The organism is Pseudomonas thivervalensis, from assembly GCF_001269655.1.
Lineage (GTDB): Bacteria > Pseudomonadota > Gammaproteobacteria > Pseudomonadales > Pseudomonadaceae > Aquipseudomonas > Aquipseudomonas thivervalensis.
The window spans coordinates 177,009-201,881 of the sequence record NZ_LHVE01000014.1 but is presented as its reverse complement, the minus strand read 5'-3'; the positions used below and the strand labels follow the sequence as shown (position 1 = coordinate 201,881).

24 protein-coding genes and 1 pseudogene are annotated in these 24,873 nt (G+C 60.5%); 11 read left to right on the top strand and 14 right to left on the bottom strand.

The window, feature by feature from the left end; all coding sequences use genetic code 11:
• Positions 1-239: 239 nt before the first annotated feature.
• Positions 240-515 (bottom strand): annotated as a pseudogene (locus AD659_RS30020) (hypothetical protein); the annotation flags it as partial.
• Between the two features lie 468 nt (positions 516-983).
• Between AD659_RS30020 and AD659_RS20460 the strand changes: the two are divergent.
• Positions 984-1,610: a response regulator transcription factor gene (locus AD659_RS20460; RefSeq protein WP_053124532.1), complete on the top strand. Its 627-nt coding sequence runs from the start codon at positions 984-986 to the stop codon at positions 1,608-1,610.
• 55 nt (positions 1,611-1,665) lie between these two features.
• On the opposite strand, the gene AD659_RS20455 is transcribed toward AD659_RS20460, so the two are convergent.
• The 8 genes from AD659_RS20455 to metG form a co-directional block, all read right to left on the bottom strand.
• Positions 1,666-1,851 (bottom strand): PA3496 family putative envelope integrity protein, encoded by a 186-nt coding sequence (locus AD659_RS20455; RefSeq protein WP_053124530.1) that lies wholly within the window; start codon positions 1,849-1,851, stop codon positions 1,666-1,668.
• A gap of 107 nt (positions 1,852-1,958) precedes the next feature.
• Entirely contained in the window at positions 1,959-2,597 is a 639-nt protein-coding gene (nth, locus tag AD659_RS20450; protein ID WP_053124528.1) for an endonuclease III, read from the bottom strand.
• Positions 2,594-3,127: an Rnf-Nqr domain containing protein gene (locus tag AD659_RS20445; RefSeq protein WP_053124526.1), complete on the bottom strand. Its 534-nt coding sequence runs from the start codon at positions 3,125-3,127 to the stop codon at positions 2,594-2,596. The genes nth and AD659_RS20445 overlap by 4 nt, the downstream gene beginning before the upstream one ends.
• Positions 3,120-3,731: an RnfABCDGE type electron transport complex subunit G gene (locus AD659_RS20440; RefSeq protein ID WP_053124524.1), complete on the bottom strand. Its 612-nt coding sequence runs from the start codon at positions 3,729-3,731 to the stop codon at positions 3,120-3,122. The genes AD659_RS20445 and AD659_RS20440 overlap by 8 nt, the downstream gene beginning before the upstream one ends.
• Complete coding sequence (locus AD659_RS20435) at positions 3,728-4,714, bottom strand: RnfABCDGE type electron transport complex subunit D (protein WP_053124522.1); 987 nt, start codon at positions 4,712-4,714, stop codon at positions 3,728-3,730. Before AD659_RS20435 ends, AD659_RS20440 begins: the two co-directional genes overlap by 4 nt.
• On the bottom strand, positions 4,701-5,714 hold the full coding sequence (rsxB, locus tag AD659_RS20430; protein WP_053124520.1) for an electron transport complex subunit RsxB: 1,014 nt from the start codon (positions 5,712-5,714) through the stop codon (positions 4,701-4,703). The genes AD659_RS20435 and rsxB overlap by 14 nt, the downstream gene beginning before the upstream one ends.
• A complete protein-coding gene (locus AD659_RS20425) occupies positions 5,711-6,283 on the bottom strand; it encodes an Rnf-Nqr domain containing protein (protein ID WP_053124518.1) in 573 nt (190 codons plus the stop codon). The genes rsxB and AD659_RS20425 overlap by 4 nt, the downstream gene beginning before the upstream one ends.
• Positions 6,284-6,412: 129 nt before the next feature.
• Complete coding sequence (metG, locus tag AD659_RS20420) at positions 6,413-8,458, bottom strand: methionine--tRNA ligase (RefSeq protein WP_053124517.1); 2,046 nt, start codon at positions 8,456-8,458, stop codon at positions 6,413-6,415.
• A 368-nt stretch (positions 8,459-8,826) separates the two neighbouring features.
• Here metG and apbC point away from each other — a divergent pair, with 368 nt between their 5' ends.
• On the top strand, positions 8,827-9,921 hold the full coding sequence (gene apbC / locus AD659_RS20415; protein WP_053124514.1) for an iron-sulfur cluster carrier protein ApbC: 1,095 nt from the start codon (positions 8,827-8,829) through the stop codon (positions 9,919-9,921).
• A gap of 126 nt (positions 9,922-10,047) precedes the next feature.
• On the opposite strand, the gene AD659_RS20410 is transcribed toward apbC, so the two are convergent.
• Positions 10,048-10,806 carry an SDR family oxidoreductase gene (locus AD659_RS20410; RefSeq protein WP_053124512.1) on the bottom strand — a complete coding sequence of 253 codons (759 nt, stop codon included), beginning with the start codon at positions 10,804-10,806 and terminating at the stop codon, positions 10,048-10,050.
• A 163-nt stretch (positions 10,807-10,969) separates the two neighbouring features.
• Between AD659_RS20410 and AD659_RS20405 the strand changes: the two genes are divergently transcribed.
• From AD659_RS20405 to groL, 4 genes are all read left to right on the top strand, one after another.
• Positions 10,970-11,701, top strand: coding sequence for a HugZ family pyridoxamine 5'-phosphate oxidase (locus tag AD659_RS20405; RefSeq protein ID WP_053124510.1), 732 nt, complete (start codon positions 10,970-10,972; stop codon positions 11,699-11,701).
• Between the two features lie 66 nt (positions 11,702-11,767).
• Positions 11,768-12,244 (top strand): FxsA family protein, encoded by a 477-nt coding sequence (locus AD659_RS20400; protein WP_053124508.1) that lies wholly within the window; start codon positions 11,768-11,770, stop codon positions 12,242-12,244.
• Between the two features lie 245 nt (positions 12,245-12,489).
• Complete coding sequence (locus AD659_RS20395; RefSeq protein ID WP_003204913.1) at positions 12,490-12,783, top strand: co-chaperone GroES; 294 nt, start codon at positions 12,490-12,492, stop codon at positions 12,781-12,783.
• Positions 12,784-12,833: 50 nt separating this feature from the next.
• Positions 12,834-14,477 (top strand): chaperonin GroEL, encoded by a 1,644-nt coding sequence (gene groL, locus AD659_RS20390; protein WP_053124505.1) that lies wholly within the window; start codon positions 12,834-12,836, stop codon positions 14,475-14,477.
• Positions 14,478-14,571: 94 nt separating this feature from the next.
• On the opposite strand, the gene AD659_RS20385 is transcribed toward groL, so the two are convergent.
• Positions 14,572-15,315: a phosphatase PAP2 family protein gene (locus AD659_RS20385; RefSeq protein ID WP_053124503.1), complete on the bottom strand. Its 744-nt coding sequence runs from the start codon at positions 15,313-15,315 to the stop codon at positions 14,572-14,574.
• A 328-nt stretch (positions 15,316-15,643) separates the two neighbouring features.
• On the opposite strand from AD659_RS20385, the gene colR reads away from it, so the two are divergent.
• The 5 genes from colR to AD659_RS20360 all read left to right on the top strand — a co-directional run bounded on the left by colR (position 15,644) and on the right by AD659_RS20360 (position 19,323).
• Positions 15,644-16,327 carry a two-component system response regulator ColR gene (colR, locus tag AD659_RS20380; RefSeq protein WP_053124501.1) on the top strand — a complete coding sequence of 228 codons (684 nt, stop codon included), beginning with the start codon at positions 15,644-15,646 and terminating at the stop codon, positions 16,325-16,327.
• Positions 16,317-17,594 carry a sensor histidine kinase gene (locus AD659_RS20375; protein ID WP_053124499.1) on the top strand — a complete coding sequence of 426 codons (1,278 nt, stop codon included), beginning with the start codon at positions 16,317-16,319 and terminating at the stop codon, positions 17,592-17,594. The genes colR and AD659_RS20375 overlap by 11 nt, the downstream gene beginning before the upstream one ends.
• Positions 17,595-17,709: 115 nt before the next feature.
• The gene (locus AD659_RS20370; protein WP_053124498.1) at positions 17,710-18,378 is read left to right on the top strand and encodes a class I SAM-dependent methyltransferase; all 669 of its coding nucleotides are present in this window, start codon (positions 17,710-17,712) and stop codon (positions 18,376-18,378) included.
• 4 nt (positions 18,379-18,382) lie between these two features.
• Entirely contained in the window at positions 18,383-19,093 is a 711-nt protein-coding gene (locus AD659_RS20365; protein WP_053124496.1) for a lipopolysaccharide kinase InaA family protein, read from the top strand.
• A gap of 2 nt (positions 19,094-19,095) precedes the next feature.
• Positions 19,096-19,323 carry a hypothetical protein gene (locus tag AD659_RS20360; protein ID WP_053124494.1) on the top strand — a complete coding sequence of 76 codons (228 nt, stop codon included), beginning with the start codon at positions 19,096-19,098 and terminating at the stop codon, positions 19,321-19,323.
• Positions 19,324-19,429: 106 nt separating this feature from the next.
• Here the strand turns inward: AD659_RS20360 and AD659_RS20355 are convergent, their stop codons facing one another.
• The 3 genes from AD659_RS20355 to AD659_RS20345 form a co-directional block, all read right to left on the bottom strand.
• Positions 19,430-22,456, bottom strand: a complete 3,027-nt coding sequence (locus tag AD659_RS20355; protein WP_053124492.1) for a multidrug efflux RND transporter permease subunit — start codon at positions 22,454-22,456, stop codon at positions 19,430-19,432.
• Between the two features lie 13 nt (positions 22,457-22,469).
• Positions 22,470-23,618 (bottom strand): efflux RND transporter periplasmic adaptor subunit, encoded by a 1,149-nt coding sequence (locus tag AD659_RS20350; RefSeq protein ID WP_053124490.1) that lies wholly within the window; start codon positions 23,616-23,618, stop codon positions 22,470-22,472.
• A 155-nt stretch (positions 23,619-23,773) separates the two neighbouring features.
• The gene (locus AD659_RS20345; RefSeq protein ID WP_053124488.1) at positions 23,774-24,871 is read right to left on the bottom strand and encodes a DUF1513 domain-containing protein; all 1,098 of its coding nucleotides are present in this window, start codon (positions 24,869-24,871) and stop codon (positions 23,774-23,776) included.
• Positions 24,872-24,873: the final 2 nt, after the last annotated feature.

The window sequence follows — 24,873 nt, the reverse complement described above, 5'->3', positions numbered from 1 at the left end:
GCTCGCCGTCTACGGCATCGCTGCCACCTGATGGCTCATTCATCCTGTCCGTGCGCCGCGAGGTCTGCGCTGTTGAAAGCGATGTAGACAACGATATCGGCGTGTTTGAAAGGTTCCGATCGACCGGTCTTCAATAAACGCCGCGATTGGCTGCATACGCAGAGGGGATCCGGAGGTTCACGCCTGCATCGATGAGGACCTATCAGCCGCCGCTGGACCTTACCGGCCCGGCGCAACATTCGTTTGCGCCGACGGGTCGCCTCCTCCATGGTCTTCAGGAAGTGTTTGTTCTTGCGGAAATCCGAGGGTGAATACAAGGAACGATAATTGAAGTTGAGAGTAATGAAAAAAAGCAGCAATAAATAAAACGGAAAGCTGATCAGGAACCAGAGGTAATACTCTCGGTCCTGGTCATCCAGAAAAGGCAGGGAAATAGCCGCAGAAGTTTCGGATAGCGTTGCGAATATAGCGATAAGGGTCATCGGGTTGGTGATGGTCTTCAAAGGTTTGTTCATGGTGAATGCTCATGGAATATTCATGCTCGGTGAGTAAGTTTAAAAATAGGGATGATGATAAATAAAAGTGTGGCTGTAACCGTAGGGGCTGCCGATGTTCAGCAGCAGGCGCCTGGATGTCTTTATATATGAATTCCCGTTCCAGAAGTGCGGGGTGGGAGTTTTAACAGTAGATAATTCAGTTACTCTTTATGAGTGAAGTGTATCCCGACTGCCGGTCCGCAGGTGGGGGTGGCGGTGAAAGAACGCATTATTCATAGGGGTACCGGATTGTTGAGGGGGTTCGGACTTTCTCTGTAAAAAAATTCAGGACAGATTTTTCCCGGCGAGATTTGTAGGAATTTTCTGTATAGCTTGTAGGTTCTGTCTCTCGGTGCAAGCGGTCAGGGGGGGGCAGCATGCCAAGATAGAAATGACTAGGCTATTGTGCGTGCTCTAAAAATTCGAACAGCGAAGTTGGATTTGCCCATGAATAAAGTGCTGATCGTGGATGATCATCCCGTCATTCGTCTTGCTGTACGTTTGCTGATGGAGCGTCATGGTTACGAGGTCGTTGCCGAAACCGACAACGGCGTCGATGCGTTACAACTTGCTCGTGAACTTATGCCCGATATCGTCATTCTCGATATTGGTATTCCGAAACTGGACGGCCTGGAGGTTATTGCGCGTTTGACGGCAATACCTTCGTCGATGAAGGTATTGGTACTGACTTCCCAGGCGCCTGGACATTTTTCAATGCGGTGCATGCAGACGGGGGCGGCCGGTTATGTATGCAAGCAGCAAGACCTGACTGAGTTATTGAGTGCGATCAAGGCAGTACTGTCCGGTTACAGTTACTTTCCCAACCAGGCGCTGCATACGGTGCGGTCGAGCCTGGGTAATGCCAGTGAATCCGATATGGTCGATCGCTTATCAGGGCGGGAGATGATGGTCTTGCAGCAACTGGCGCGAGGCAAGACCAACAAGGAAATCGCCGATGGGATGTTTTTGAGCAACAAGACTGTCAGCACCTACAAGACGCGCCTGTTATTGAAGCTCAATGCCCGTTCGCTGGTTGACCTCATCGAACTGGCGCAACGTAATGGGCTGGTGTGAGGCTTGCGGTTACGCGTATTCAGTAAAAAGCCTCCATCAGGGAGGCTTTTACGTGTCAGAGGTCGAAGTCGTAATCGGCCAGTTGCTTCTGTAAACGGCGCTCTTCCAGCAGGTTATCGATGGTGCGGCGCTTGCTCAGATTGGTTTTAGCTACTTCCGGCACGACCGCAGTTTCAACGTCATCGGCCTCAACGGCGATGAATTCGTCTTCTACATCCAGTTGTTCTTTGCCAGCACTCATGGGTTCGACTCCAGGCTAAGACTGCCATTGGCGCTCCTTATATCGATAAACCACGGGCGGGTAAAAAAGATTTTTTCAATCGATGGATCGATAAAAGCAATAGCGCCTCAATCGTCCGACGTCTTGTGCTTGTATTCGCATAAATCTTCGATCCGGCAGCTGCCGCAGCGGGGCTTGCGGGCCAGGCAGACGTAGCGCCCGTGGAGGATGAGCCAGTGATGGGAGTCCAGCAGGTACTCCTTGGGGACAAATTTCATCAGTTTTTTTTCCACTTCCACCACATTTTTGCCGGGGGCCAGCCCGGTACGGTTGCTGACGCGGAAAATGTGGGTATCGACCGCCATGGTCAACTGCCGGAAGGCGGTGTTGAGCACGACGTTGGCGGTTTTGCGGCCGACGCCTGGAAGGGCTTCCAGTGCTTCACGCGTCTGCGGGATTTCACTGCCGTGGCGTTCGATCAGCAGGCGGCAGGTCTCGATCACGTTTTTGGCCTTGCTGTTGAACAGGCCGATGGTCTTGATGTATTCGGACAGGCCTTCGACGCCCAAGGCGTAGATCGCCTCCGGTGTGTTGGCGACCGGGAACAGTTTGGCCGTGGCCTTGTTGACGCCAACATCGGTGGACTGGGCCGACAGGATCACCGCAATCAGTAACTCGAACGGCGAGGAATACGCCAGTTCGGTTTTCGGTTCCGGGTTGTCCTCGTGAAAGCGACGAAATATTTCCAGGCGTTTTGCGGCGTTCATGGGCGCGGCGTTTCCTCGAGGGTTGAAGGGGATTTGGCAGCCGTCCAGGCCTGCCGGGCCGCCAACAGCAGCCCAAGCAGAATGAACCCGCCAGGGGCGAGCAAGGCCAAGGGAAGGCCACTGCCGATCAGCTCACGCACGGCGCCCAGGCTGATCATCAAGAGACCGAATACCCCAGCCAGCCGCAGGCGTCCGGGCAAGCGTGATTCAGTGAAGAAACCCGCATGCTCCAGCGCCACGCAGCTCAGGGCGATCCAGCCCATGTACAGGCTCAGCGGTCGATACCATTCCAGTGCCCAGGCCTGAATCACCAAGTCTGTGCAAGTGGTCAGGGAAGCGGCCAGCACGAGGGAGGCGACCAGTCGTTGAGCAGCCGCCAGGCGCTTTCGGACAAGTCCCATCGCCAAGCCATGGCAGCAAAGAGTCAAGGTCCAGGCCAGCCACAGCACCAGTGCGCCGACCAGCGTATCGCTCGCGCCAACCAACGGGACGAGCAGCAGGCCGTGAGTCAGGCCCCATGGTTTATTCATTCGCAGGCACTCCCGTCAACTGAGCCTGGTGCTCGTCGAAGTAACGCAACGCGTCGTGAACGGCCTGGAGTACCGCCCGGGACGTCACTGTTGCGCCGGCCAGTTGATCGAACTGTCCCTGGTCCTTTTTCAAGGCCCAGCCGCTGTCGTCAGGCGCCTGGCGGGATTTGCCCGTGAAGGTCTGCAACCAGGCGTTCGGCCAACCCGCAATTGCCGCGCCCAAGCCGGGGGTCTCGGCTTGGCGCAGGGTCTTGACACCCAGTAAGCGGCCCTGTGGATCAATGGCGACCAGCAATTCGATGCTGCCTTCATAACCCAGCGCCTGGCTGCGCAGCAACACGGCGCTCGGCTGGCCGCTGCGGGTCGCCAGGTAACCGCCCAGCAGCGTGCTATGAGCCAAGGTCACCGAGGCTGTGAAAACGGGGTGCGCCAAGGGCTGATTGTCATAGCGGTCAATGGGCAGCACGTCGAGCAAGGTCCTGTTCGCCAACGCTTGCTGCTGGGCCTCGATGCGCCCGGCTGTGCCGAGGTGCGTAAAGTAAGTGACCCCGCTACCGAGGCCGATCAACAGGATCAGGATTGCCACGCCGACGGGATTTTTCATGTCAGTGACCGCCGTTGTCGCGCCTCGGCAAACCGGTCCAATGCTGGCACACCAAGGTTCATGAGCAACACGGCGAACGCCACACCGTCCGGGTAGCCACCCCAAGTGCGGATCAGGTAGACCAGCAGCCCCATGCCCACGCCAAACAGCAGGCGGGCGAGGGGGGCCTTGGCGCCCGAGACCGGTTCGGTCGCGATAAAAAAGGCGCCGAGCATGGTTGCGCCGCTGAACAGGTGAAACAGCGGTGAACCATGGGAGTCAGACCCCGACCCGTTCCAGCACAACAGGCTGATGATGAACAGGCTCGCCAGCAGGCCCACCGGCGCATGCCAACTGAACACTCGCTGCTGCAACAGAAACAGACCGCCTGCCAGGAAGGCCAGGTTGACCCATTCGGCACCTCGACCGCCGAAACGCCCGAACGCCGGATCGTTGCCGAACAGCTCATCGATGGTCAGGCTTGTGTTGGTCCGCAGGCTATCCAAGGCGGTCGCCCCAGCCCAGGCATCCGGCGCCGGATGAATGCCGAACACCGTTTGCAAGCCTTCAAGCAGGCCCATGCCGTGGAGCGCGGGCCATTGACTCATATGGGAAGGAAACGCCACGAGCACCAGGGCGTACCCGAGCATCGCCGGGTTGAACGGATTGTTGCCGACACCGCCCCACAAGTGCTTGCCGAACAGCAAGGCGCAAGCGGCCGCCGTGACGGTCAGCCACCAGGGGCAATACGCCGGCAAGGCCAGGGCCAGCAGCGTGGCGCTGACCAGCGCACTGCCATCGTTTAGCTCGGGCTTGAGCGGCCGCTGCCGCACACGCAACACCAACGCTTCGACCGCCAGGGCGGTGAGGCCGGACAACAGCAGGTTCAGCGCCACGCCCCAGCCCTGGAACCACAGCAACGCCAATACGCCGGGCAGTGTCGCCAGCAACACCCGAGTCATCGCGGGTCGCAGCCGCTCGTCCAAGGGCTCAGGAAGCGGCATGGACGTCCACCTGGCGTTCGGCATCCTTCACCGCTTGCTCCAACGCCTGAAGTTGTTCATCCGATGCCGCTGCCGTGCGGGCTTTGCTCAGTTCGGCGCGGCGCATCGCCAGTTGGATCTTGGCCCGCTTCAGCTCGGCGCTTTGTGCCGGTGCCGGGGCTGGATTGGCCGCTGGTGCGGCGTTTTCCAGTTGGTTCAGCGCTTGCTCGGCTGCTTCGAATTGGCGTTGCAGCACGATCAGTTGCGACTGCTGCTCGAAGGTCGGCGGATGACCGAACGCTTTCAAGGATTTGTTCAACTGCGCCCGGCTCATGGCCAGGTCGACCTTGGCTTTTTTCAAGGCGGCATCGGCGGTGGCGGCTTTTTGTGCGCGCACGCGTTCCAGTGCGGCTTGTACGGGATCGAGCGGCTGCGCTTGTTCCTTGGCCTGCGCCGCGCGCTGGGTGCGAGCCAGGCGTTCGGCCTGGCGCTGTTCTTCTTCGCGGCGCAGGCGCGCATTGCGCTGTTCGAAGCGGTGTCGGGCGTGATTGCGCTTGGCGGTTCGCGCCTGCTGCTCGGCGGCGCTGAAGGCCAGGCCGCCGACAATCGGCAACACGCTTGCCGTCGGCAGAGGCCGCATCTCGATGCAGTCGACCGGGCAAGGCGCCACGCAAAGGTCACAGCCTGTGCATTCGTCGATGAGGACGGTGTGCATCAGCTTGGCCGCGCCGACAATCGCGTCCACTGGGCAGGCCTGGATGCACTTGGTGCAACCGATGCATTCGGCTTCACGGATAAAGGCGATTTGCGCCGGAGCCACGCCACGGCTGGTGTCCAGTTCCAGCACCGGTATTTTCATCAGCCCGGCCAGGGCCGCGATGGTTTCGCGCCCACCGGGGGGGCATTTGTTGATCGGCTCGCCTTGGGCGATGCCTTCGGCGTAGGGCTTGCACCCGGGATGGCCGCACTTGCCGCATTGGGTCTGGGGCAGCAGGGCGTCGATACGTTGAATCAGGCTCATGTTTTGACCAGCCCGCGCAATCCGAGAAAGGCCACCGCCATCAGTCCGGCGCTGATCAACTGAATAGGCAGGCCCCGAAAGGGCAGGGGAATAGCGTTATTGAAGGTGCGCTGGCGCAAATCGTCGAACAGGCTCAGCACCAGCCAGAAGCCCAGCCCGGCACCCAGGCTCAGGGCCACGGCATGGCCCAGGCCGCGGTCATCCTGGCTGTTGAGCAGCGTGACGCCGAGGATGCCGGCATTGCCGAGCAACAGCGGCCACAATCCATCGAACGGCATTGCTGGCAGCCAGCGTGCCAGCAGGCGCAACAAGGGCCCGATCAGCAAGATGCTCAACGGCAGCCACACCAACAGACGCAGGAATGTCAGGTTTGTCGGCACGAGCACCCCATGATCGAGCAGGTAGCCCAACGTGCCGACGATCAGCATTAGGCACGCCGTCGCCAGGCCCAAGGCGTGCACTTGCCTTCTACCGTTGGCTGCCAGCAGCGGATCGACGCCCAGCGGCCAATGCAACACCAGGTTGTTGATCAGGGCAGCGCTGAACAGCGTGAGGATGATTTCGGTCATGGGCGTGTTGGCGACGAAGGGCCTGTTACAAGATTAGGCATTATCCGGCACGCCGGAAGCGTGGGCCAGATATGAAAATCCCACAGCCACCTGCGAGGCGACTGTGGGATCGGTGCAGCGGGAGTCGTATTACTTGATCCGCTGGCCCGGCTTGGCGCCGCTGTCAGGGCTCAACAGGTAGATTTCCTCGCCGCCGGGGCCTGCTGCCATCACCATGCCTTCGGAGATACCGAAGCGCATTTTGCGCGGCTTGAGGTTGGCGATCATCATCGTCAACCGACCTTCCAGCTTGGCCGGGTCCGGGTAGGCACTCTTGATGCCAGAGAACACGTTGCGTTGCTCATCGCCGATGTCCAGGGTCAGGCGCAGCAGTTTGTCGGCCCCTTCCACGGCCTCGGCCTTGACGATCAGCGCCACGCGCAGGTCAACGGCGGCGAAGGCATCGAAGTCGATTTCCGGCGACAGCGGGTCCTTGGCCAGTTCGCCGTTGCCGGCAGGCGTTCCGGTATCGGTCTGGCTGGCGGCCAGGTCTTCCTTGGAGGCGTCGATCATGGCTTGGACCTTGGTGGCATCGATGCGGGTCATCAACGGCTTGAATTCGTTCAACTGATGGTTGCTCAGCAGCGTCTGGTGGTCGTTCCAGGTCAGCGGCGCAACGTTGAGGAACGCTTCGGCATCGGCGGCCAGCAATGGCAGTACCGGCTTGAGGAAGATCACCAATTGGCGGAACAGGTTGATGCCCAGGGCGCAGATGGCCTGGACTTCATCCTGCTTGCCTTCCTGCTTGGCCAGCGACCACGGGGCCTTGTCGGCGATCCAGGCATTGGCGCGGTCGGCCAGGGCCATGATTTCACGCATGGCACGGGCAAAGTCGCGGCTCTCGTAGGCGTCGGCGATGCTGGGGGCGGCGGCGAGGAAGGCGTCGGTCAGTTCCGGCGCGGCGTTACCGGCCACCAGCACGCCGGCGTTGCCCTTGTGGATGAACCCGGCGCAACGGCTGGCGATGTTGACGACCTTGCCCACCAGGTCGGAGTTGACCTTCTGCACGAAGTCTTCGAGGTTCAGGTCCAGGTCGTCGACGCCACGGCCGAGCTTGGCCGCGTAGTAGTAGCGCAGGTATTCCGGCGACAGATGGTCCAGGTAGGTCCGGGCCTTGATGAAGGTGCCGCGGGACTTGGACATTTTCTGGCCGTTGACGGTCAGGTAGCCGTGGACATTGATGGCGGTCGGCTTGCGGAAACCGGCACCTTCGAGCATCGCTGGCCAGAACAGCGCATGGAAATTGACGATGTCCTTGCCGATGAAGTGATACACCTCGGCCGTGGAGTCCTTGCCCCAGAACGCGTCGAAGTCCAGCTCCGGCGTGCGGTCGCACAGGTTCTTGAAGCTCGCCATGTAGCCGATGGGCGCGTCCAGCCAGACGTAGAAATACTTGCCGGGCTCGCCGGGGATTTCGAAGCCGAAGTACGGTGCATCGCGGGAAATGTCCCACTCTTGCAGGCCGGAATCGAGCCATTCGGCGAGCTTGTTGGCCACCGCGTCGTGCAACGTGCCACTGCGGGTCCAGCTTTGCAGCATCGCCTGGAAATCCGGCAGCTTGAAGAAGAAGTGCTGGGAATCCCTGAGCACCGGGGTGGCACCGGAAATCGCCGATTTCGGGTCTTTCAGGTCAGTCGGTGCGTAGGTGGCGCCGCATTTTTCGCAGTTGTCGCCGTACTGGTCTTCGGTGCCGCATTTCGGGCAGGTGCCCTTGATGAAGCGGTCGGCCAGGAACATGTTCTTTTCCGGGTCGAAGTATTGGGTGACGGAACGGGTGGCGATGTGCCCGGCGTCACGCAGCTTCAGGTAGATCTGGCTCGACAGCTCACGGTTTTCTTCGGCGTGAGTGGAGTGGAAGTTATCGAAGTCCACCAGGAACTCGGCAAAGTCGGCGCTGTGTTCGGCCTGGACGTTGGCGATCAATTGTTCCGGGGTGATGCCTTCCTTTTCCGCGCGCAGCATGATGGCCGAACCGTGGGCGTCGTCGGCGCAGACATAGATGCACTGGTTGCCGCGATGTTTCTGGAAGCGCGTCCACATATCGGTCTGGATGTATTCCAGCATATGGCCGAGGTGAATCGAACCATTGGCATAGGGCAGGGCGCTGGTGACGAGGATCTTGCGTGGCTCGGACATGGGGCTCGGCTACTTGATGAAACGGAGGTCGGCCACTATAAAGCGCCGGGAAATATATTTCACCCCACTGGCCTGTTTCAGAGTGCTGCGCGGTTGCGTGGCGAGGGAGCTTGCTCCCGCTGGGTGGCGAAGCTGTCTTGTAGGAGCTGCCGCAGGCTGCGATCTTTTGATCTTGATTTTTCGCTTGAGACTCAATTGTCTGGGGAAAGATCGCAGCCTCGTTGCACTCGACAGCTCCTACAGGTGCAGCCGAGCGGGAGCAAGCTCCCTCGCCACAAGAGTGTTCACCGGCCTTAATCGGGTCGCCACAAAAGCACGCGCGGCGTAGGATAGCCGCCTGTTTTCAAGTCTTGCTATCGGAGTTGCCCATGAGCGCCGTCAACCGCGCAGCGGTGGAAACCGTCCTTCGCCAGTACACCGACCCCTACCTGAACCAGGACCCGGTCAGCGCCGGATGCATGCGCGCCATCGACATCCAGGGCGATCGCGTCAGCGTCCAGCTGGAAATCGGCTACGCCGCCGACCTGTTCAAGAGCGGCTGGGCGCAGATGCTGCAAATGGCGATCGAAGGCCTGGACGGCGTGACAGCCGCGACAGTCCAGGTCACCAGCGTGATCGTCGCCCACAAGGCCCAGGCCCAGGTCCCGGGGCTGGCGAACGTCAAGAACGTGATCGCCGTGGCCTCGGGCAAGGGCGGCGTGGGCAAGTCCACCACCGCCGCCAACCTGGCCCTGGCCCTGGCCCGTGAAGGGGCGAAGGTCGGGATCCTCGACGCGGACATCTACGGTCCGAGCCAGGGCATCATGTTCGGGATCGCCGAGGGTACCCGACCCCAGGTCAAGGACCAGAAGTGGTTCGTGCCGCTGCAATCCCATGGCGTGGAAGTCATGTCCATGGCCTTCCTCACCGACGACAACACGCCGATGGTCTGGCGCGGACCGATGGTGTCCGGGGCCTTGCTGCAACTGGTTACGCAAACCGCGTGGGGCGACCTGGATTACCTGGTGATCGACATGCCGCCGGGCACTGGCGATATCCAATTGACCCTGGCGCAGAAAGTCCCGGTGGCCGGTGCGGTGATCGTCACCACCCCCCAGGACCTCGCCCTGCTGGACGCGCGCAAGGGCGTGGAGATGTTCCGCAAGGTGAACATCCCGGTGCTGGGCGTGGTGGAGAACATGGCTGTGCACATCTGCTCCAATTGCGGACATGCCGAGCATCTGTTCGGCGAAGGTGGCGGGGAAAAACTGGCGACCCAGTACGGCGTCGAATTGCTGGCCTCGCTGCCGCTGTCGATGGTGATCCGCGAACAGGCCGACGGCGGCAAGCCGACCGTCATTGCCGAGCCGGACAGCCAGATCGCCATGGTCTATCAAGAACTGGCCCGCCACGTGGGCGCGCGGATCGTGTTGCAGGAAGCCGCATCGCCGGCGATGCCGAACATCACCGTCAGCGACGATTGATAGATTGAAACCCTATCCACTGTGGGAGCGAGCCTGCTCGCGATGGCGGAGTATCAGTCACATCCAAGCTGACTGACCCGACGCCATCGCGAGCAGGCTCGCTCCCACAGGGGTTATGGGGTGGGTTTAGATCCGCAACCCGCCATCCATCTCCAGGATCCGGCCGGTGTAGTAGTCGTTCTCGAAGATATATGCCGCCGAATGGGCGATCTCCTCGGGCTTGCCCATGCGCTTGAGCGGGATCCCCGAGGTCATTTTCTCCAAGGCCTCGGGTTTCATGCCCAGGGTCATCTCCGTTTCGATGAAGCCCGGTGCGATGCCGGCGACACGGATGCCGTAGCGCGCCAGCTCCTTGGCCCAGGTCACGGTGGCGGCCGCCACACCGGCCTTGGCGGCCGAGTAGTTGGTCTGGCCGACGTTGCCGGCGCGGGAGATCGAAGAGATATTGATGATGGCGCCGCTGTTCTTCAGCTCGACCATTTTCGCCGCCACTTCACGGGTGCACAGGAACACGCCGGTGAGGTTGACGTCGATCACCGCTTGCCACTGGGCCAGGCTCAGCTTGGTCATTTCGCCGTCCTTGACCTTGAGCAGCAGGCCGTCGCGCAGGATCCCGGCGTTGTTGATCAGCCCGTGGATCGCACCGAAGTCCTCGGCGACCCGGGCAACCATGTCGATCACCTGATCTTCATTGGCGACGTTGCACAGGTAGGCACGCGCCTCGACGCCCTTGGCTGCGCAGGCGGCCACCGCCTGGTCGAGTTTTTCCTGGTTGAGGTCCACCAGCGCCAGCTTTGCGCCTTTACCGGCAAAATACTCGGCCATGGAGCGGCCCAGGCCCTGGCAACCGCCGGTGATAATGATTACTTTGTCAGTGAGTTGCATTCTCATGTCCAGATGGCACAGCGGTGGAGGGGACCCTTTGGGCGGTCTCTCGATTTGCGACGGGTTAGCCCGGCTGCACACGAGAACTTCCCCGTAGGTGTATCGGAACATACTCCAGTCACCTGACCGTTTTCTAGACGGATTTCATAAAAGGAGTCATAAATTGAGCGTTGAAGCTGCCAAGCATGCCCGGGAACTGCTGCTCAAGGAATACCGTGGAATGCTCTCCACTCATTCCAAATCCATGCCCGGCTTTCCGTTCGGCTCCGTCGTACCGTATTGCCTGGACGCAGAAGGCCGGCCGCTGATCCTGATCAGCCGCATCGCCCAGCACACTCACAATCTGCAAAAAGATCCCAAGTGTTCGATGCTGGTGGGGGAGCGGGGCGCCGAGGATGTGCAGGCCGTGGGGCGCCTGACCTATCTGGCCGAGGCACGGAAGCTCGAAGACAGCGCCGCCATCGAGGCGGCCGCCGAGCGTTATTACCGTTATTTCCCTGACTCGCAGAACTACCACAAGGCCCATGATTTCGATTTCTGGGTGCTCGAGCCGGTGCGCCATCGCTACATCGGCGGTTTTGGCGCCATTCACTGGATTGACCTGCTCACCCTGGCCAATCCCTTCGCCGGCAAAGCCGAAGCCAGCATGATCGAGCACATGAATGCCGATCACGCCAAGGCCATCGCCCATTACGTGGAATTGGCCAGCTTGCCGAAAAGTGAGCCGGCGCAACTGGTGGGCATCGACAGCGAAGGCATGCATTTGCGCATTGGCCAGGGCCTGCACTGGTTGGCATTCGCGACGCCTTGCAACACGCCGACACAAGTGCGCGAAGCCTTGGTTTACCTGGCTCACGCCGAGCAATGGCCAAAAAATGCCGAGATCGACGCTTGAATTCACGAAAGGTCGACGTCATTTAGGTTTTCATAGCAAGGCATTCTTGCGTTGAGGAACCTTTTGATGCGCCCTTTTTTGTTGCTCTTTCTGCTGTTCCCGGTGTTGGAGCTGTTCGTATTCGTCAAGGTCAGCGGTGCGATCGGGTTTTTCCCGGCGCTGCTGCTGGTCATTCTCGGCACGATGCTCGGCGTGTTCGTGCTGCGCATTGCCGGTCTCGCCACGGCGCTGCGTGCCCGTGAAAGCCTGAACCGTGGCGAGCTGCCTGCCCAGACCATGCTTGAAGGCCTGATGCTGGCCCTGGGCGGCGGCCTGTTGATCCTGCCAGGCTTTATCAGCGACGTGCTGGGCCTGGTCATGCTGTTGCCGTTCACCCGTCGGTTGCTGGCCAATAAAATGCGCCAGCGCGCCGAGGAGCAGGCCATGCGCCAGCGCGCCTTCGCCGATGACCTCCAGCCCCGTGGCGGTCCGGCTCCGCGTGAGCCTGTGGGTCGCGAGCCCAACGTGATCGAAGGCGAATTCGAACACCGGGATTCCAAGTAAAACCCTCGACACGGCGCCTTCGGGCGCCGTGCTTGTTTTGGCTGCGCAAAGTAAAAAAATTTCTGCCTCCACCCTTGTAATCCACTTGTGCGCCCTTATGTAACGGTCACCGCAAGGTTTCCGGTGGCGACACCGGACAGACTTCCGCGGTTCGACTGACGAACCGCACCCGGCTCTGCCGGCTTTTGTTAAACCCGCCGGGACTACACCGGCCGATGAAAACCAAAAATTAGGAGAGATCGACAATGAAGCTTCGTCCTCTGCATGACCGCGTCGTCATCCGTCGCAGCGAAGAAGAGAAGAAAACCGCTGGCGGTATCGTCCTGCCAGGTTCGGCTGCTGAAAAAGCCAACCACGGTGAAGTTCTCGCTGTAGGTCCAGGCAAGGCACTGGAAAACGGTGAAGTACGTGCGCTGGCCGTGAAAGTGGGTGACAAGGTTGTGTTCGGCCCTTACTCCGGCAGCAACACAGTGAAAGTCGACGGCGAAGACCTGCTGGTAATGAGCGAGAACGAAATCCTCGCTGTTCTCGAAGGCTGATTCCCCCGCCCATTTTCCCGTTACTACAAAGTATTTAAGGAATATCGATCATGGCTGCTAAAGAAGTTAAATTCGGCGATTCCGCCCGCAAGAAAATGCTCGCCGGTGTCAACGTCCTGGCTGACGCAGTAAAAGCGACCCTGGGCCCGAAAGGCCGTAACGTGATCATCGAGAAGAGCTTCGGCGCTCCGACCATCACCAAGGACGGCGTTTCCGTAGCCAAGGAAATCGAGCTCAAAGACCGCTTCGAAAACATGGGCGCGCAACTGGTCAAAGACGTTGCTTCCCGTGCCAACGACGACGCCGGTGACGGCACCACCACCGCGACCGTACTGGCTCAGTCGATCGTCAACGAAGGCCTGAAAGCCGTCGCTGCCGGCATGAACCCGATGGACCTCAAGCGCGGCATCGACAAGGCGACCATCGCCATTGTCAAAGAGCTCAAAGCCCTGTCCAAGCCATGCGCTGACACCAAGGCAATCGCTCAGGTCGGCACCATCTCCGCCAACTCCGACAACTCCATCGGCGACATCATTGCCGAAGCCATGGAAAAAGTCGGCAAGGAAGGCGTGATCACCGTTGAAGAAGGCTCGGGCCTGGAAAACGAACTGTCGGTTGTAGAAGGCATGCAGTTCGACCGTGGCTACCTGTCCCCGTACTTCGTCAACAAGCCGGACACCATGACCGCCGAGCTCGACGGCCCGCTGATCCTGCTGGTGGACAAGAAGATCTCCAACATCCGCGAAATGCTGCCAGTGCTGGAAGCCGTTGCCAAAGCCGGCCGCCCACTGCTGATCGTGGCTGAAGACGTTGAAGGCGAAGCCCTGGCGACCCTGGTCGTGAACAACATGCGCGGTATCGTTAAAGTCGCAGCCGTCAAGGCGCCAGGCTTCGGCGATCGTCGCAAGGCCATGCTGCAGGACATCGCCGTACTGACCGGCGGTACCGTTATCTCCGAAGAGATCGGCCTGAGCCTGGAAAGCACTACCCTGGAGCACCTGGGTAACGCCAAGCGCGTGATCCTGTCCAAGGAAAACACCACCGTGATCGACGGTGCCGGCGTCGAGGCTGACATCCAGGCTCGCGTTACCCAGATCCGCGCACAAGTGGCCGAGACTTCGTCCGACTACGACCGTGAAAAACTGCAAGAGCGTCTGGCCAAGCTGTCGGGCGGCGTTGCGGTGATCAAGGTTGGCGCCGGTTCCGAAGTTGAAATGAAAGAGAAGAAAGCCCGCGTTGAAGACGCCCTGCACGCTACCCGCGCAGCCGTCGAAGAAGGCGTGGTACCTGGCGGTGGCGTGGCACTGGTTCGTGCCCTGCAAGCCATCAGCGAACTCAAAGGCGACAACGATGACCAGAACGTGGGCATCCAGTTGCTGCGTCGCGCTGTAGAAGCACCGCTGCGCCAGATCGTTGCCAACTCCGGCGACGAGCCAAGCGTTGTGGTCGACAAGGTCAAGCAGGGTTCGGGTAACTACGGTTACAACGCTGCGACCGGCGAATACGGCGACATGATCGAAATGGGTATCCTGGACCCGGCCAAAGTGACGCGTTCGGCTCTGCAAGCGGCTTCGTCGATTGCCAGCCTGATGATCACCACCGAGGCGATGATCGCTGAAATCAAGGAAGACGCTCCAGCTGGCGGCGGTATGCCAGACATGGGCGGCATGGGTGGCATGGGCGGCATGATGTAAGCCAGCCTTACCCCTGTAGCGAAAAACCCCGCCTGCGAAAGCAAGCGGGGTTTTTTATTGCCTCATATTCATGAGCGACGCCTATCCCCTGTGTTCAGGCGCTGACGGGCTCGGTTCTGGCCGTGCATTCATCTTCAAGGGCCGGTCGGTACAGGATGTAGTAGTAACACCCCAGGCAAATCAGCCAACAGAACACCGCCGTCCACACGTTATGGGAAAAGAAGTGTGCCCCTTGCATCATCCGCCCCAGGGAAAACACCGTGCCCAGGGTGAAGGCAAGTACCAAGGCCTGGCGGGCCAGGCGCGGGCGACGGTCGCGCAGGACGAAAAACAGCGCGAACAAGGTGAACCCGGTGGCAGCATGACCGCCGGGCCAGCATCGACCGGGTTTGTCCGTGGCTGGACGTGGGCTGAGCAGCTCACTGTAGGTTTCCTTGCCGCCGAATTCTTTCAGGCTCCAGGGGCATTGCACGGCTGTCACCGCTTTCATCGGCGTGACGAAGGATGTTGCCAATGCCAGGGACAGTACCAGGCAGCCCAGCTCTCGCTTGAACGGTTTGAGCCGGGCGATGAAAAACGTGCCGATGAACCCCAGGATCGCCAACACAGAGAAGGCGATCACCACCTCCTTGGCTCGGTCGTGCAGGATGTCCTCCAGAAAAAAACTGTGCCGACCGATAAATCCACCCGCCGTCGGATCGTAGAAAAGCTTGGCCACGTCCATGTCCAGGGTGGTCAGTTCCAGCAATACCAGAATCGCTGCGACAACGGCAGGCAGGCCCAAGGCAACCCAGAAATTCAGGGGCCTGGAAGCGGGGCGGATGGCGGTGGGAACCATGGCAGTACCTTAGATGGGAGTTTTCGTAATCAGCGCGTTGCGCAGTCTGGCCTTCGTTGCGTTCGGCGGGTGTGAAGGTTGGGTGAAAAACTCGTCAACACCCACGCGGTCCTGTCCCCGGGAGCACTTGTCCTTTGTGGGAGCGAGCTTGCTCGCGATAGCGGTGGGGCAGCCCCATCAATATTGGATGTTCCGACGCTATCGCGAGCAAGCTCGTTCCCACAGGGGGCTCGCACTGTCACAGCCGATACAACCCTAGCCGTGAGCCACGCTTGGCCGTAAGCTGCGCGGGCCAAGCCAGCCGTTAACCGTGTACGCAGAGGTGCCCATGCGAATTCTATTGGTCGAAGACAACCGCGACATCCTGGCCAACCTGGCCGATTACCTGGGGCTCAAGGGCTACACCGTCGATTGTGCCCAGGACGGTTTGTCGGGGTTGCACCTGGCCGCAACCGAACACTACGACCTGATCGTGCTCGACATCATGCTGCCGGGCATCGACGGCTACACCTTGTGCAAGCGCCTGCGCGAAGACGCCCGGCGCGATACGCCGGTGATCATGCTCACCGCCCGGGATCAACTGGACGACCGTCTGCAGGGCTTCAAGTCCGGTGCCGATGACTACCTGATCAAACCGTTTGCCCTGTCGGAACTGGCGGCGCGGATCGAAGCCGTCATGCGTCGGGCCCAGGGCGGTGGCCGGCGGGCCTTGCAGGTCGGCGACCTGAACTACGACCTCGATACCCTTGAAGTGACCCGTGAAGGCAAGCTGCTCAAGCTCAACCCCGTGGGTTTGAAACTGCTGGCGGTGCTGATGCAGAAAAGCCCTCACGTGTTGCGCCGCGAAATCCTTGAAGAAGCGTTGTGGGGAGACGATTGCCCGGACAGCGACAGCTTGCGCAGCCACGTCCATCAACTGCGCCAGGTGATCGACAAACCGTTCGAAAAACCGCTGTTGCACACCGTGCACGGCGTCGGCTATCGCCTGGCCGAGGGCCGTGATGGAGTTTAAGCAGAGCCTTGCCCAACGGATCATCATCGCGTTTGCGCTGATGAGCGCATTGGTGGCCGGCGCGTTCGCCATGGGCATCGTGGCGACGGTCCATTTGGTTGAAGAAAAGCTGATTTCCGCCGGGCTGGGTGGCGACCTGCAACGGCTGTTGCTGATGGACAGCGTCTCGGACTGGAACCATCGGCCGGAGCCCGACCAGTTGTTTTATTTCAGCGGCGGCCCAGGGGACTTCGAGTTACCCAAGGACCTGCGCCATCTGGAACGCGGTTTCCACGAAGTATTTCGCGAGCAGTTGTCCTATCACGCCATGGTCGAGATCGTGGACGGTCGGCACTACGTGTTGCTGCAAGACCAGAGCGACTTCGAAGAGCGCGAACGGGTGCTGTTCGCCGTGGTGCTGGTGGGGTTCGTCCTCAGCCTGGCGCTGGCGGTATTCTTGGGGTGGGTCCTGGCACGTCGGGTGATGGCGCCCGTGGTTCGCCTGGCCCGGCAAGTGCGCCATCGCGACCAGCTCCTCGGTCTCGCGCCGCCACTGGCCCCCGATTATGCCGCCGATGAGGTGGGTGAACTGGCCGTGGCGTTCGATGCCACACTGGGGCGCTTGCGCCAGGCCCTGACCCGCGAGCGCTTGTTTACCAGCGACGTGAGCCACGAATTGCGTACGCCATTGATGGTCCTGGCGACCTCCTGTGAGTTGCTGCTGGAAAACCCGGCGCTGGACCCGCGCGGTCGTACCCAGGTCGAGCGTATCAATCGGGCCAGTGAAGAGATGCGCGAGCTGGTACAGACCTTCCTGATGCTTGCCAGGGCCGAGCGTGAAGACAACGGCATGTCGCCTCGGCTGACCCTGGGGCAGGTGGCCGAGAACCTTCTCGGCGTGTGGCGCGCGCCCATCGAATCCAAAGGCTTGACGCTGATCTTCGAACCCGGGCAAACCGCCGACACGCTGTACAACGCCACGTTCCTGACGGCAGTGATGGGTAACCTGCTGCGCAACGCCCTGCACTACACCGACCAGGGGTTCATCCGTCTTTCGCTGACCAGCACCGGATTCGTGGTTGAGGACAGTGGTGTAGGTATTCCCGAGGAAAAACGCGAGGCGATGTTCGAGCCTTTCGTGCGCGGTAACGAAAAGCGCGGTGAAGGCCTGGGGTTGGGGTTATCCCTGGTGCAGCGCATTTGCGAGAACCGAGGCTGGACGGTCAGCCTCAGTACGATGGAGCCTAACGGTTGCCATTTTGAAGTGGAATTGAATCAGCAGGGCTAAACGCCTACGTCGAAAAGTCTTGTAAACATTGGGCCGTTTACGTGACCTTATTTTCACAAAGACATGACATCTCGATTCATAAGGTGGGGCCAATCAGTCATGGAGCCCCTCCTCAATGCCCAAACCCATCAAGCTGGCTTTTTCCGAAAAATACAACGAGCAGCACGCCAAGGAATATTTTCATAAGCACCGCACTGGTTTGAGTCGTCGTCTTTCCAATCAGCGAGACCAACAATTGGCCCGGCGCGCATTGGCACTTGTCGGCGACCCCGGCCTCATCCTGGACTTGCCGTGCGGTGCCGGGCGTTTCTGGCCCTTGTTGGCCGAAAAACCGAACCGGGTCATCATCGGCGCGGACAATTCCGAGGCCATGCTCAATACCGCATTGGAAGCTCAACCGAGCGATGTCGTAAAACGGGTACGACCTTTGCACACTTCTGCGTTCGACATCGCCTTGCCTGATAACGCCGTCGATAGCATTTTTTGCATGCGCTTGCTGCACCACATCGGCGAAACCGAGCATCGATTAGCAATCCTTAGGGAATTCGAGCGCGTCAGCCGTGACAGCGTGATCGTTTCATTGTGGGTCGATGGCAATTTCAAAGCCTGGAAACGCAAGCGCCTGGAACGCACTCGTGGGCAGAAAGACTACCAGAATCGATTTGTGTTACCGACGGATACAGTAGAGAAGGAGTTTCGGCAGGCTGGGTTTCGCATTCAGGAACGACTGGATTTTCTACCGCTCTATGCCATGTGGCGAGTCTATGTATTACGCAAGAGGTAGCAGCATGGTTGTGCAGGCCATAGAGACAAGTGGCGTTTCCCACAGCAGCTTTGAACACTTCTGGAACCAGCAAGGTGAGTGGGTTGAAGAACCCAACGTGCGGCGTGGCGGTGAAAGCGGCGTGCAGCGGATCAGCAGCAACGGTGGCGAACCGTTGTATGCCAAGCGTCAAACCGGACACATTTATCGCAGTTGGTTGTATCCGTTCGGTCGACCGACCGTGCTGCGTGAGCAAGACGCGTTGCTGGCCTTGACCCGCCTGGATGTCCGCGTGCCCGAGCTGATTTTTTGCGGCGCCCAGCGCGACCCGGTCCACAAGTGGCGGGCGCTGCTGGTGACCCAAGCGTTGGAAGGTTTCGAGCAGATCAAGCACTGGTATGCCGGAGGCGGCCGTGAGCGCCATGGCGAAGCGGCGCATGACCAGATCCTCCGGGCTCTGGCTGAGAACCTGGCCCGCATGCACAAGGGCCGTTGGCAACATGGCTGCCTCTACATCAAGCATGTCTTTGTGCGGGTGACAGGAGAGGGCGAAGCGGCCAAGGCCGAAGTCGCCCTGCTGGATCTGGAGAAGTCTCGCCAGCGCCTGACTGCCCGGTATGCGGCCTTCCATGACCTGCGGCAACTGCGGCGCCATTCGTCGTTCAGCGATGCTGACTGGAAAAAACTCGTCTACTTTTATGAGGCGGCGTTTGGCAGCGCTATCAAAGGTTTATAGCAATGAAACTCGAAATTGCCAGAGGTTTGTTTTTAGTGGGCGCCTTGGGAATTGCATCGATGGCGGTGGCGGTATGGGAACAGCCACGCTCGCAGATCCTCAGCGTTTCGAATGCTGATGCACATTGTCCTTTGCCACGGGTGGCAAAGGCCAGCGAGGCGATCCAACCGGACAATGACCTGCTGCTGTTCATGTTCAGCCTGTCCCAAGGGATGAGGCCGCAGAGTTGAAAGCCCTGAAACCAAGATAAAGGCCTCCCTTGTGCGAGGCCTTTATTTTTGGGGACTGTCAGATCAACCCTTGCCACAAGGCTCCCCACTTTTCTCTCCAACAACATCAGGCTTTGTCCGGCTTTGCCAACAGCGTGTAGACGCAGGGCAGCACGAACAGGGTGAACAAGGTGCCAATCGACATGCCCGTGGCGATCACCGTGCCGATGTCGAAGCGGCTCACGGCCCCGGCACCTGTGGCGAAGATAAGCGGCACCATGCCGAATACCATCGCTGCGGTGGTCATCAGCACTGGCCGCAGGCGGATCGACGCGGCCTGTTCTATGGCCTCACGCGGCGTCAGGTTCTGTTCCCTGCGCAGCTGGTTGGCGAACTCGACGATCAAGATCCCGTGCTTGCTGATCAGGCCGATCAGCGTCACCAGGCCCACCTGGGTATAGATATTCATGCTCGACCAGCCGAGGAACAGCGGAATCAGCGCTCCGCAAATGGACAGCGGCACGGTCACCAGGATCACCAATGGGTCCCGGAAGCTTTCGAACTGTGCGGCCAACACCAGGAAGATAATCGCCAGGGCCAGGGCGAAGGTCATCCACAATGCACTGCCTTCCTGTACGAACTGGCGTGAAGCCCCGGCGTAGTCGAAGGCGAACCCCACCGGTGCTTCCTCCCGGGCGATCTGGCGGACGGTCTCGATGGCCTCGCCCATGCTCACGATGGGGAAGCCTGAAATCGTCACCGCATTGAGCTGCTGGAACTGGTTCAGTTGCCGCGGTCGCGCCCGGTCGCTGACCTTGATCAGGGTCGATAACGGTAGCGACTCACCCTTGGCATTTTTCACATAGTAATTGTTCAACCAGTCCGGGTTGTCCCGGAACGGTCGTTCGACCTGGGCAATGACTTTGTAGCTGCGGCCCTCGAGGGTGAAGCGGTTGATCTCGGATTCGCCCAGCAGTGTCGCCAGGGTACCGCCCAGGTCCTCCATGGAAACGCCCATCTGGGCGGCCTTGGCGCGATCGATATCGACTACGACTTCCGGCTTGTCGAACGCAAGGTCAATGTCCATGAAGGCGAACTTGCCGGACTCCAATGCGCGCTTTTTGACCCGGTCGGCGATCTCCAGCAGCGTCGCGTAGTCTTTCGGTGAGTTGATGACGAACGCGAACGGCAAGCCTTCACCGGTGCCCGGCAGCGAGGGCAGGTTGAAACCGAAGATCTGCAAACCAGGCACGCTTTCCAGCTTGGCCTGGACCTCGGGCAGGATTTCCATCTGGGTGCGGCTGCGTTCGTCCCAAGGCTTGAGCAGGAAGCCGCCGATGCCCGACTGCACGCCGTTATAGCCATTGATCTGGAACGAGGAGTAGTACTCCGGGAATTCCTTGAAAATGGTGATGAAGTGATCGGTGTACGTGTTCAGGTAGTCGAGGTTGGTGGGCTGCGGGGCATTGGCCATCATGAAGATGATGCCCTGGTCCTCGTCGGGAGCCAGTTCGGACTTGCTGAACATGACCAGCACCGGGATCAGCAGCAGCACGATCACCGCGAATACCAGCACCACTGGCCGGGTGTTGAGCGTGCCATGGAGCATGCGCTGGTAACGACCCTTCAGGCGTTCGAAGATCATGTCCAGCCGATGGGCCAGCCCCGAGGGATTCTCATCGTGACGCAGGAGCATGGCGCACATCATGGGCGACAGGGTCAGGGCAACGATCCCGGAGATCACCACCGCCCCGGCCAGGGTCAGGGCGAACTCCTTGAACAAAGCCCCCGTCAGGCCCTCGAGCAGACCGATCGGTGCATACACCGCCGCCAGGGTGATGGTCATCGAGATCACCGGCATGGCGATTTCCCGGGCACCTTCGATTGCGGCGTCGAACGGGGTCTTGCCCTCCTCGATGTGCCGGTGAATGTTCTCCACCACCACGATGGCGTCGTCCACCACCAGGCCGATGGCGAGCACCATGGCCAGCAGCGTCAGGAGGTTCATCGAGTAGCCCATCAACTGCATGAAGAACATCACGCCGATCATCGACAGGGGGATGGTCACCACCGGAATGACCACCGAGCGCAAGGCGCCGAGAAACAGGAACACCACGACGATGACGATCAGCACCGCTTCGAACAGGGTCTTCACCACCTCGTCGATGGATGCCTGGATGAACAGGGTGGCGTCATAGGCGATCTCGGCCTTGAGGTTGGTCGGGAGCTGGGCTTCCATCTCCGGCATGATCTTGCGCACTTCCTTGATCACATCCAATGGGTTTGCGCCCGGCGTGGCCTTGATCCCGATGTACACCGAGGGCGTGCCGCCAAAGGAACTGATGGTGTCGTAGTTCTCGGCGCCCATTTCCACGCGGGCCACGTCCCGCAGCAACACGCGGCTGTCGCCGTCGGTCTTGAGAGGGATCGCGGCGAAGGCTTCGGCGGACTTGAGTTCGGTATTGGCGTTGATGCTGGTGACGACGTATTCGCCTTTCACTTCACCGGCGGCGGAGAGGAAGTTGTGCTGGCGCACGGCACTGGTCACGTCGGCGGCGGTCAGGCCGAAGCCGGCGAGCTTGACCGGGTCCAGCCACAGGCGCATGGCGAAGACCTGGTTGCCGAGGATCTCCGCCTCGGCCATGCCGGGCAGTGTCGCCAGTTTGGGCTGAATCACCCGGGACAGGTAGTCGGTGATCTGCGGGTTGTTCAATTCCTTGCTGAAGAAGCTGATGTACATCAGTGCCGAGGCATCGGCGGCCTCGCGGCTCAGGACCGGGTCCTCGGCGTCCTGGGGCAACTGGTTCTTGACCTCGTTGGCCTTGGCCAGCAGTTCGGTAAAGAGCCGGTCGCTGTTGGCGCCGATGCGGGCATAGACCGAGATCACCGAGAAATTCTGGCGACTGACCGAGGTCATGTAGTCGATGCCTTCGGCACTGGCCAGGCTCTGTTGCATCGGTTGGGTAATGTAGCCCTGGATGGTCTCGGCGTTGGCCCCGGGGTAGGAGGTGGTCACCGTGATCAGGGCGTTCTCCATTTGCGGGTACTGACGCAGGGGCAACTTGCTCCAGGCCTGGAAGCCCAGCAGCACGATCAACAGGCTGACCACGGTGGCGAGCACCGGGCGGCGGATGAACGGATCGGTAAAAGCCATGGGGGTTCCTTGATCAGTCCGCGCGCGGCGGGCTGTTCTGTTCGGTCAGGGTCTTGTCGTCGCTGATGGCGATCGGCGTACCGTTGTCGAGCTTGAGCTGGCCGGCGATCACGACTTGGTCGCCGCTCTGCACGCCTTTGGAAACCAGCACCTGCCCGTCGCGTCGCTCGCCGGTTTCGACGAAACGCCGTTCCGCGATCAGGACCGGCTGGCCCTTGTCGTCCTTCTCGACATTGCCGTCGGCGGCTTTCTTCTGGGTCACCACGTACATGGAGTTGCCGTAGAGGGTGTAGGTCACGGCGCTTTCCGGCACGACGATTCCGGCCACCGTGTCCGGCAGGATCACCTGCAGGTTGGCGAACATGCCTGGCAACAGCTTGCCGTCGGGGTTGGCCAGGGTGGCGCGCACCAGGACGTTGCGGGTGCTGTCCTCGACCTTGGGGTTGATCGCGCTGATGGTGGCGACGAAGGTCTGCCCGGGATAGGCCGAGACGCTGACGTTGACCGACTGGGCAACGGCGAGCCGGGGCACGGTTTGCTCGGGGACGTAGAAGTCCACATACAGGCTGCTGAGGTCTTGCAGGGTGGCGATCACCGTGCCGCTGGCCAGATAGTCGCCGACATCCACCTGGCGAATACCGATGGTGCCGCTGAAGGGCGCGAGGATGTGCTTCTTGGCCAGCGAAGCCTTGAGCTGATTGACCGTGGCCTGGTTTTTCTTCAGTTGCGCCGAGAGCCGGTCGAATTCGCCCTTGGAGATCGCCTGGCTACCCACCAGTTGTCGGCCGCGACCGAAATCCAGTTGCGACAGGCCAAGGTCGGCCTCGGCGGTTTCCAGCAGGGCGCTTTCGACTTCGCTGTCCAGTTGCAGGAGCGGCTGGCCGGCCTTGACCTTCTGCCCGGACTGGAACTGCACCTTCTGCACGGTCCCGGCGATTTCCAGGCTCAGGTCCACGCCTTGCAGCGCCTTGAGGCTGCCGACGGTGGGCAGGCGGGCTTCCCAGGGTTGCTGGGCTGCGGTGGCCACGGCGACGCTGACCGGTGGTTTGGGCGCAGAAAACGTCTGGATCTGCTGGTAGACGGAGAAGGCCTTGTAGCCGGCGAGCAACAGCACCACCAGCAGGACAACACCCAACATGATCAGCATGCGGCGTCGCAGCATGTTCCACTTCCTTGGAAAAGAACCGAGAGAAAATACAGATAGGCGGGCACATTACTCTGAGTGTGCGGGCTATTCCAGATGCTGTCGGGTCGGTGGTGCGTGGGACTTTTCCGAAAAATCAGGGAGCTCGGCGCCGATGGGCTTCGCTCCCGTGTTCAGGCCAGATGCAAATGGTTGTCCCAGAGCCCTGCCGGCAGATCCAGCGGTTTTGCAACCAGTTGTGTCTGCCGACAATCGTAATAACGGCAACGTCCTTGGCCCGACGTCACGACAAATCCATTGTCCACCGCGCCCACGCCGGCACAGTCCGGCAGGGGCGCATCCAGGCGGACTTCACCGCTGTCCAGGTCCCAGATGAAGAAGCGGTTGCCACGGGGGGCGGTCAGGGCCACCAGGCGCAAGTCGCTGTGCACGGCAACGCTGGCGGTGTAGTGCCCCATGGCCTGCAATTGCTCTTCGGGGACCGGGAACGCCTGGAACGGTTGGCCCGGCCGCTTGATCGCCAGCAATTCCGACGATTCGTGGGCCGCGCCCATGAACTGCTGGCCGGAGACGATGGTGCCGTCGCTGGCGATGCCCAGGTGGCGCACGCTGTTCATCGACTGGGCGAGGGTTTCCTTGCTGAGCAGGGTGCCATCGCGTTGCATCAGCACCAGGCTAGGCTCCATGGCGTCGAGGTTCATTTCGACCCGGCTTTCGGCTTCGGTGCGAATGCCGCCATTGGCAACCACCAGCGTCTCGCCATCGGGCATCCAGGACACTTGGTGAGGACCGATGCCATGGGTGGAGATCTCGCCGCTGTGCACCAGGCGCTCGCCTTCGAAACGGTATACGCCCAACAGGCCGCGTCCCGGGTCGGTGGTGTCGTTCTCGGTGGCATACAGCCATTCGCCGCTTTTATGGATGACCGCGTGGCCGTAGAAGTGCCGGTTCGGCAACGAGGCGATGGTTTGCAGCAGCGTCCCGTCGCGCAGGTCGATCAGGTAACTTTCGGTGCCTGGGCGACGGGCGACGAACAGTGCAATCGGCTGCGTCGGATGGTTGATGATGTCATGGCAACGCTGGCCGACCTGGGTGGCGAACACCCGGGTGCCGTCCAGTCGATAGCCGACGGCGTAGTGCCTGCCGTCGCCATCGTCCCGTGCCGAAAGCAGTAGCGGACTCTTGTCCTTTTGCTTGAACAGCGTCCAGCCGCCCAGGGTGACGGCGCCGAGCAGCAAGCTGCCCAGTGCCAGGACCTGACGTCGAAACATGA

What these genes read in the sequence shown, in the direction of transcription:
- AD659_RS20360 (WP_053124494.1), top strand. Translation starts at nt 19,096, where the DNA reads ATGAAACTCGAAATTGCCAGAGGTTTGTTTTTAGTGGGCGCCTTGGGA.
- AD659_RS20460 (WP_053124532.1), top strand. Translation starts at nt 984, where the DNA reads ATGAATAAAGTGCTGATCGTGGATGATCATCCCGTCATTCGTCTTGCT.
- AD659_RS20410 (WP_053124512.1), bottom strand. Translation starts at nt 10,806, where the DNA reads ATGCAACTCACTGACAAAGTAATCATTATCACCGGCGGTTGCCAGGGC.
- AD659_RS20350 (WP_053124490.1), bottom strand. Translation starts at nt 23,618, where the DNA reads ATGCTGCGACGCCGCATGCTGATCATGTTGGGTGTTGTCCTGCTGGTG.
- AD659_RS20385 (WP_053124503.1), bottom strand. Translation starts at nt 15,315, where the DNA reads ATGGTTCCCACCGCCATCCGCCCCGCTTCCAGGCCCCTGAATTTCTGG.
- nth (WP_053124528.1), bottom strand. Translation starts at nt 2,597, where the DNA reads ATGAACGCCGCAAAACGCCTGGAAATATTTCGTCGCTTTCACGAGGAC.
- AD659_RS20355 (WP_053124492.1), bottom strand. Translation starts at nt 22,456, where the DNA reads ATGGCTTTTACCGATCCGTTCATCCGCCGCCCGGTGCTCGCCACCGTG.
- AD659_RS20365 (WP_053124496.1), top strand. Translation starts at nt 18,383, where the DNA reads ATGGTTGTGCAGGCCATAGAGACAAGTGGCGTTTCCCACAGCAGCTTT.
- metG (WP_053124517.1), bottom strand. Translation starts at nt 8,458, where the DNA reads ATGTCCGAGCCACGCAAGATCCTCGTCACCAGCGCCCTGCCCTATGCC.
- AD659_RS20445 (WP_053124526.1), bottom strand. Translation starts at nt 3,127, where the DNA reads ATGAATAAACCATGGGGCCTGACTCACGGCCTGCTGCTCGTCCCGTTG.
- rsxB (WP_053124520.1), bottom strand. Translation starts at nt 5,714, where the DNA reads ATGAGCCTGATTCAACGTATCGACGCCCTGCTGCCCCAGACCCAATGC.
- AD659_RS20455 (WP_053124530.1), bottom strand. Translation starts at nt 1,851, where the DNA reads ATGAGTGCTGGCAAAGAACAACTGGATGTAGAAGACGAATTCATCGCC.
- AD659_RS20395 (WP_003204913.1), top strand. Translation starts at nt 12,490, where the DNA reads ATGAAGCTTCGTCCTCTGCATGACCGCGTCGTCATCCGTCGCAGCGAA.
- AD659_RS20425 (WP_053124518.1), bottom strand. Translation starts at nt 6,283, where the DNA reads ATGACCGAAATCATCCTCACGCTGTTCAGCGCTGCCCTGATCAACAAC.
- apbC (WP_053124514.1), top strand. Translation starts at nt 8,827, where the DNA reads ATGAGCGCCGTCAACCGCGCAGCGGTGGAAACCGTCCTTCGCCAGTAC.
- AD659_RS20345 (WP_053124488.1), bottom strand. Translation starts at nt 24,871, where the DNA reads ATGTTTCGACGTCAGGTCCTGGCACTGGGCAGCTTGCTGCTCGGCGCC.
- AD659_RS20440 (WP_053124524.1), bottom strand. Translation starts at nt 3,731, where the DNA reads ATGAAAAATCCCGTCGGCGTGGCAATCCTGATCCTGTTGATCGGCCTC.
- AD659_RS20400 (WP_053124508.1), top strand. Translation starts at nt 11,768, where the DNA reads ATGCGCCCTTTTTTGTTGCTCTTTCTGCTGTTCCCGGTGTTGGAGCTG.
- colR (WP_053124501.1), top strand. Translation starts at nt 15,644, where the DNA reads ATGCGAATTCTATTGGTCGAAGACAACCGCGACATCCTGGCCAACCTG.
- AD659_RS20370 (WP_053124498.1), top strand. Translation starts at nt 17,710, where the DNA reads ATGCCCAAACCCATCAAGCTGGCTTTTTCCGAAAAATACAACGAGCAG.
- groL (WP_053124505.1), top strand. Translation starts at nt 12,834, where the DNA reads ATGGCTGCTAAAGAAGTTAAATTCGGCGATTCCGCCCGCAAGAAAATG.
- AD659_RS20435 (WP_053124522.1), bottom strand. Translation starts at nt 4,714, where the DNA reads ATGCCGCTTCCTGAGCCCTTGGACGAGCGGCTGCGACCCGCGATGACT.
- AD659_RS20375 (WP_053124499.1), top strand. Translation starts at nt 16,317, where the DNA reads ATGGAGTTTAAGCAGAGCCTTGCCCAACGGATCATCATCGCGTTTGCG.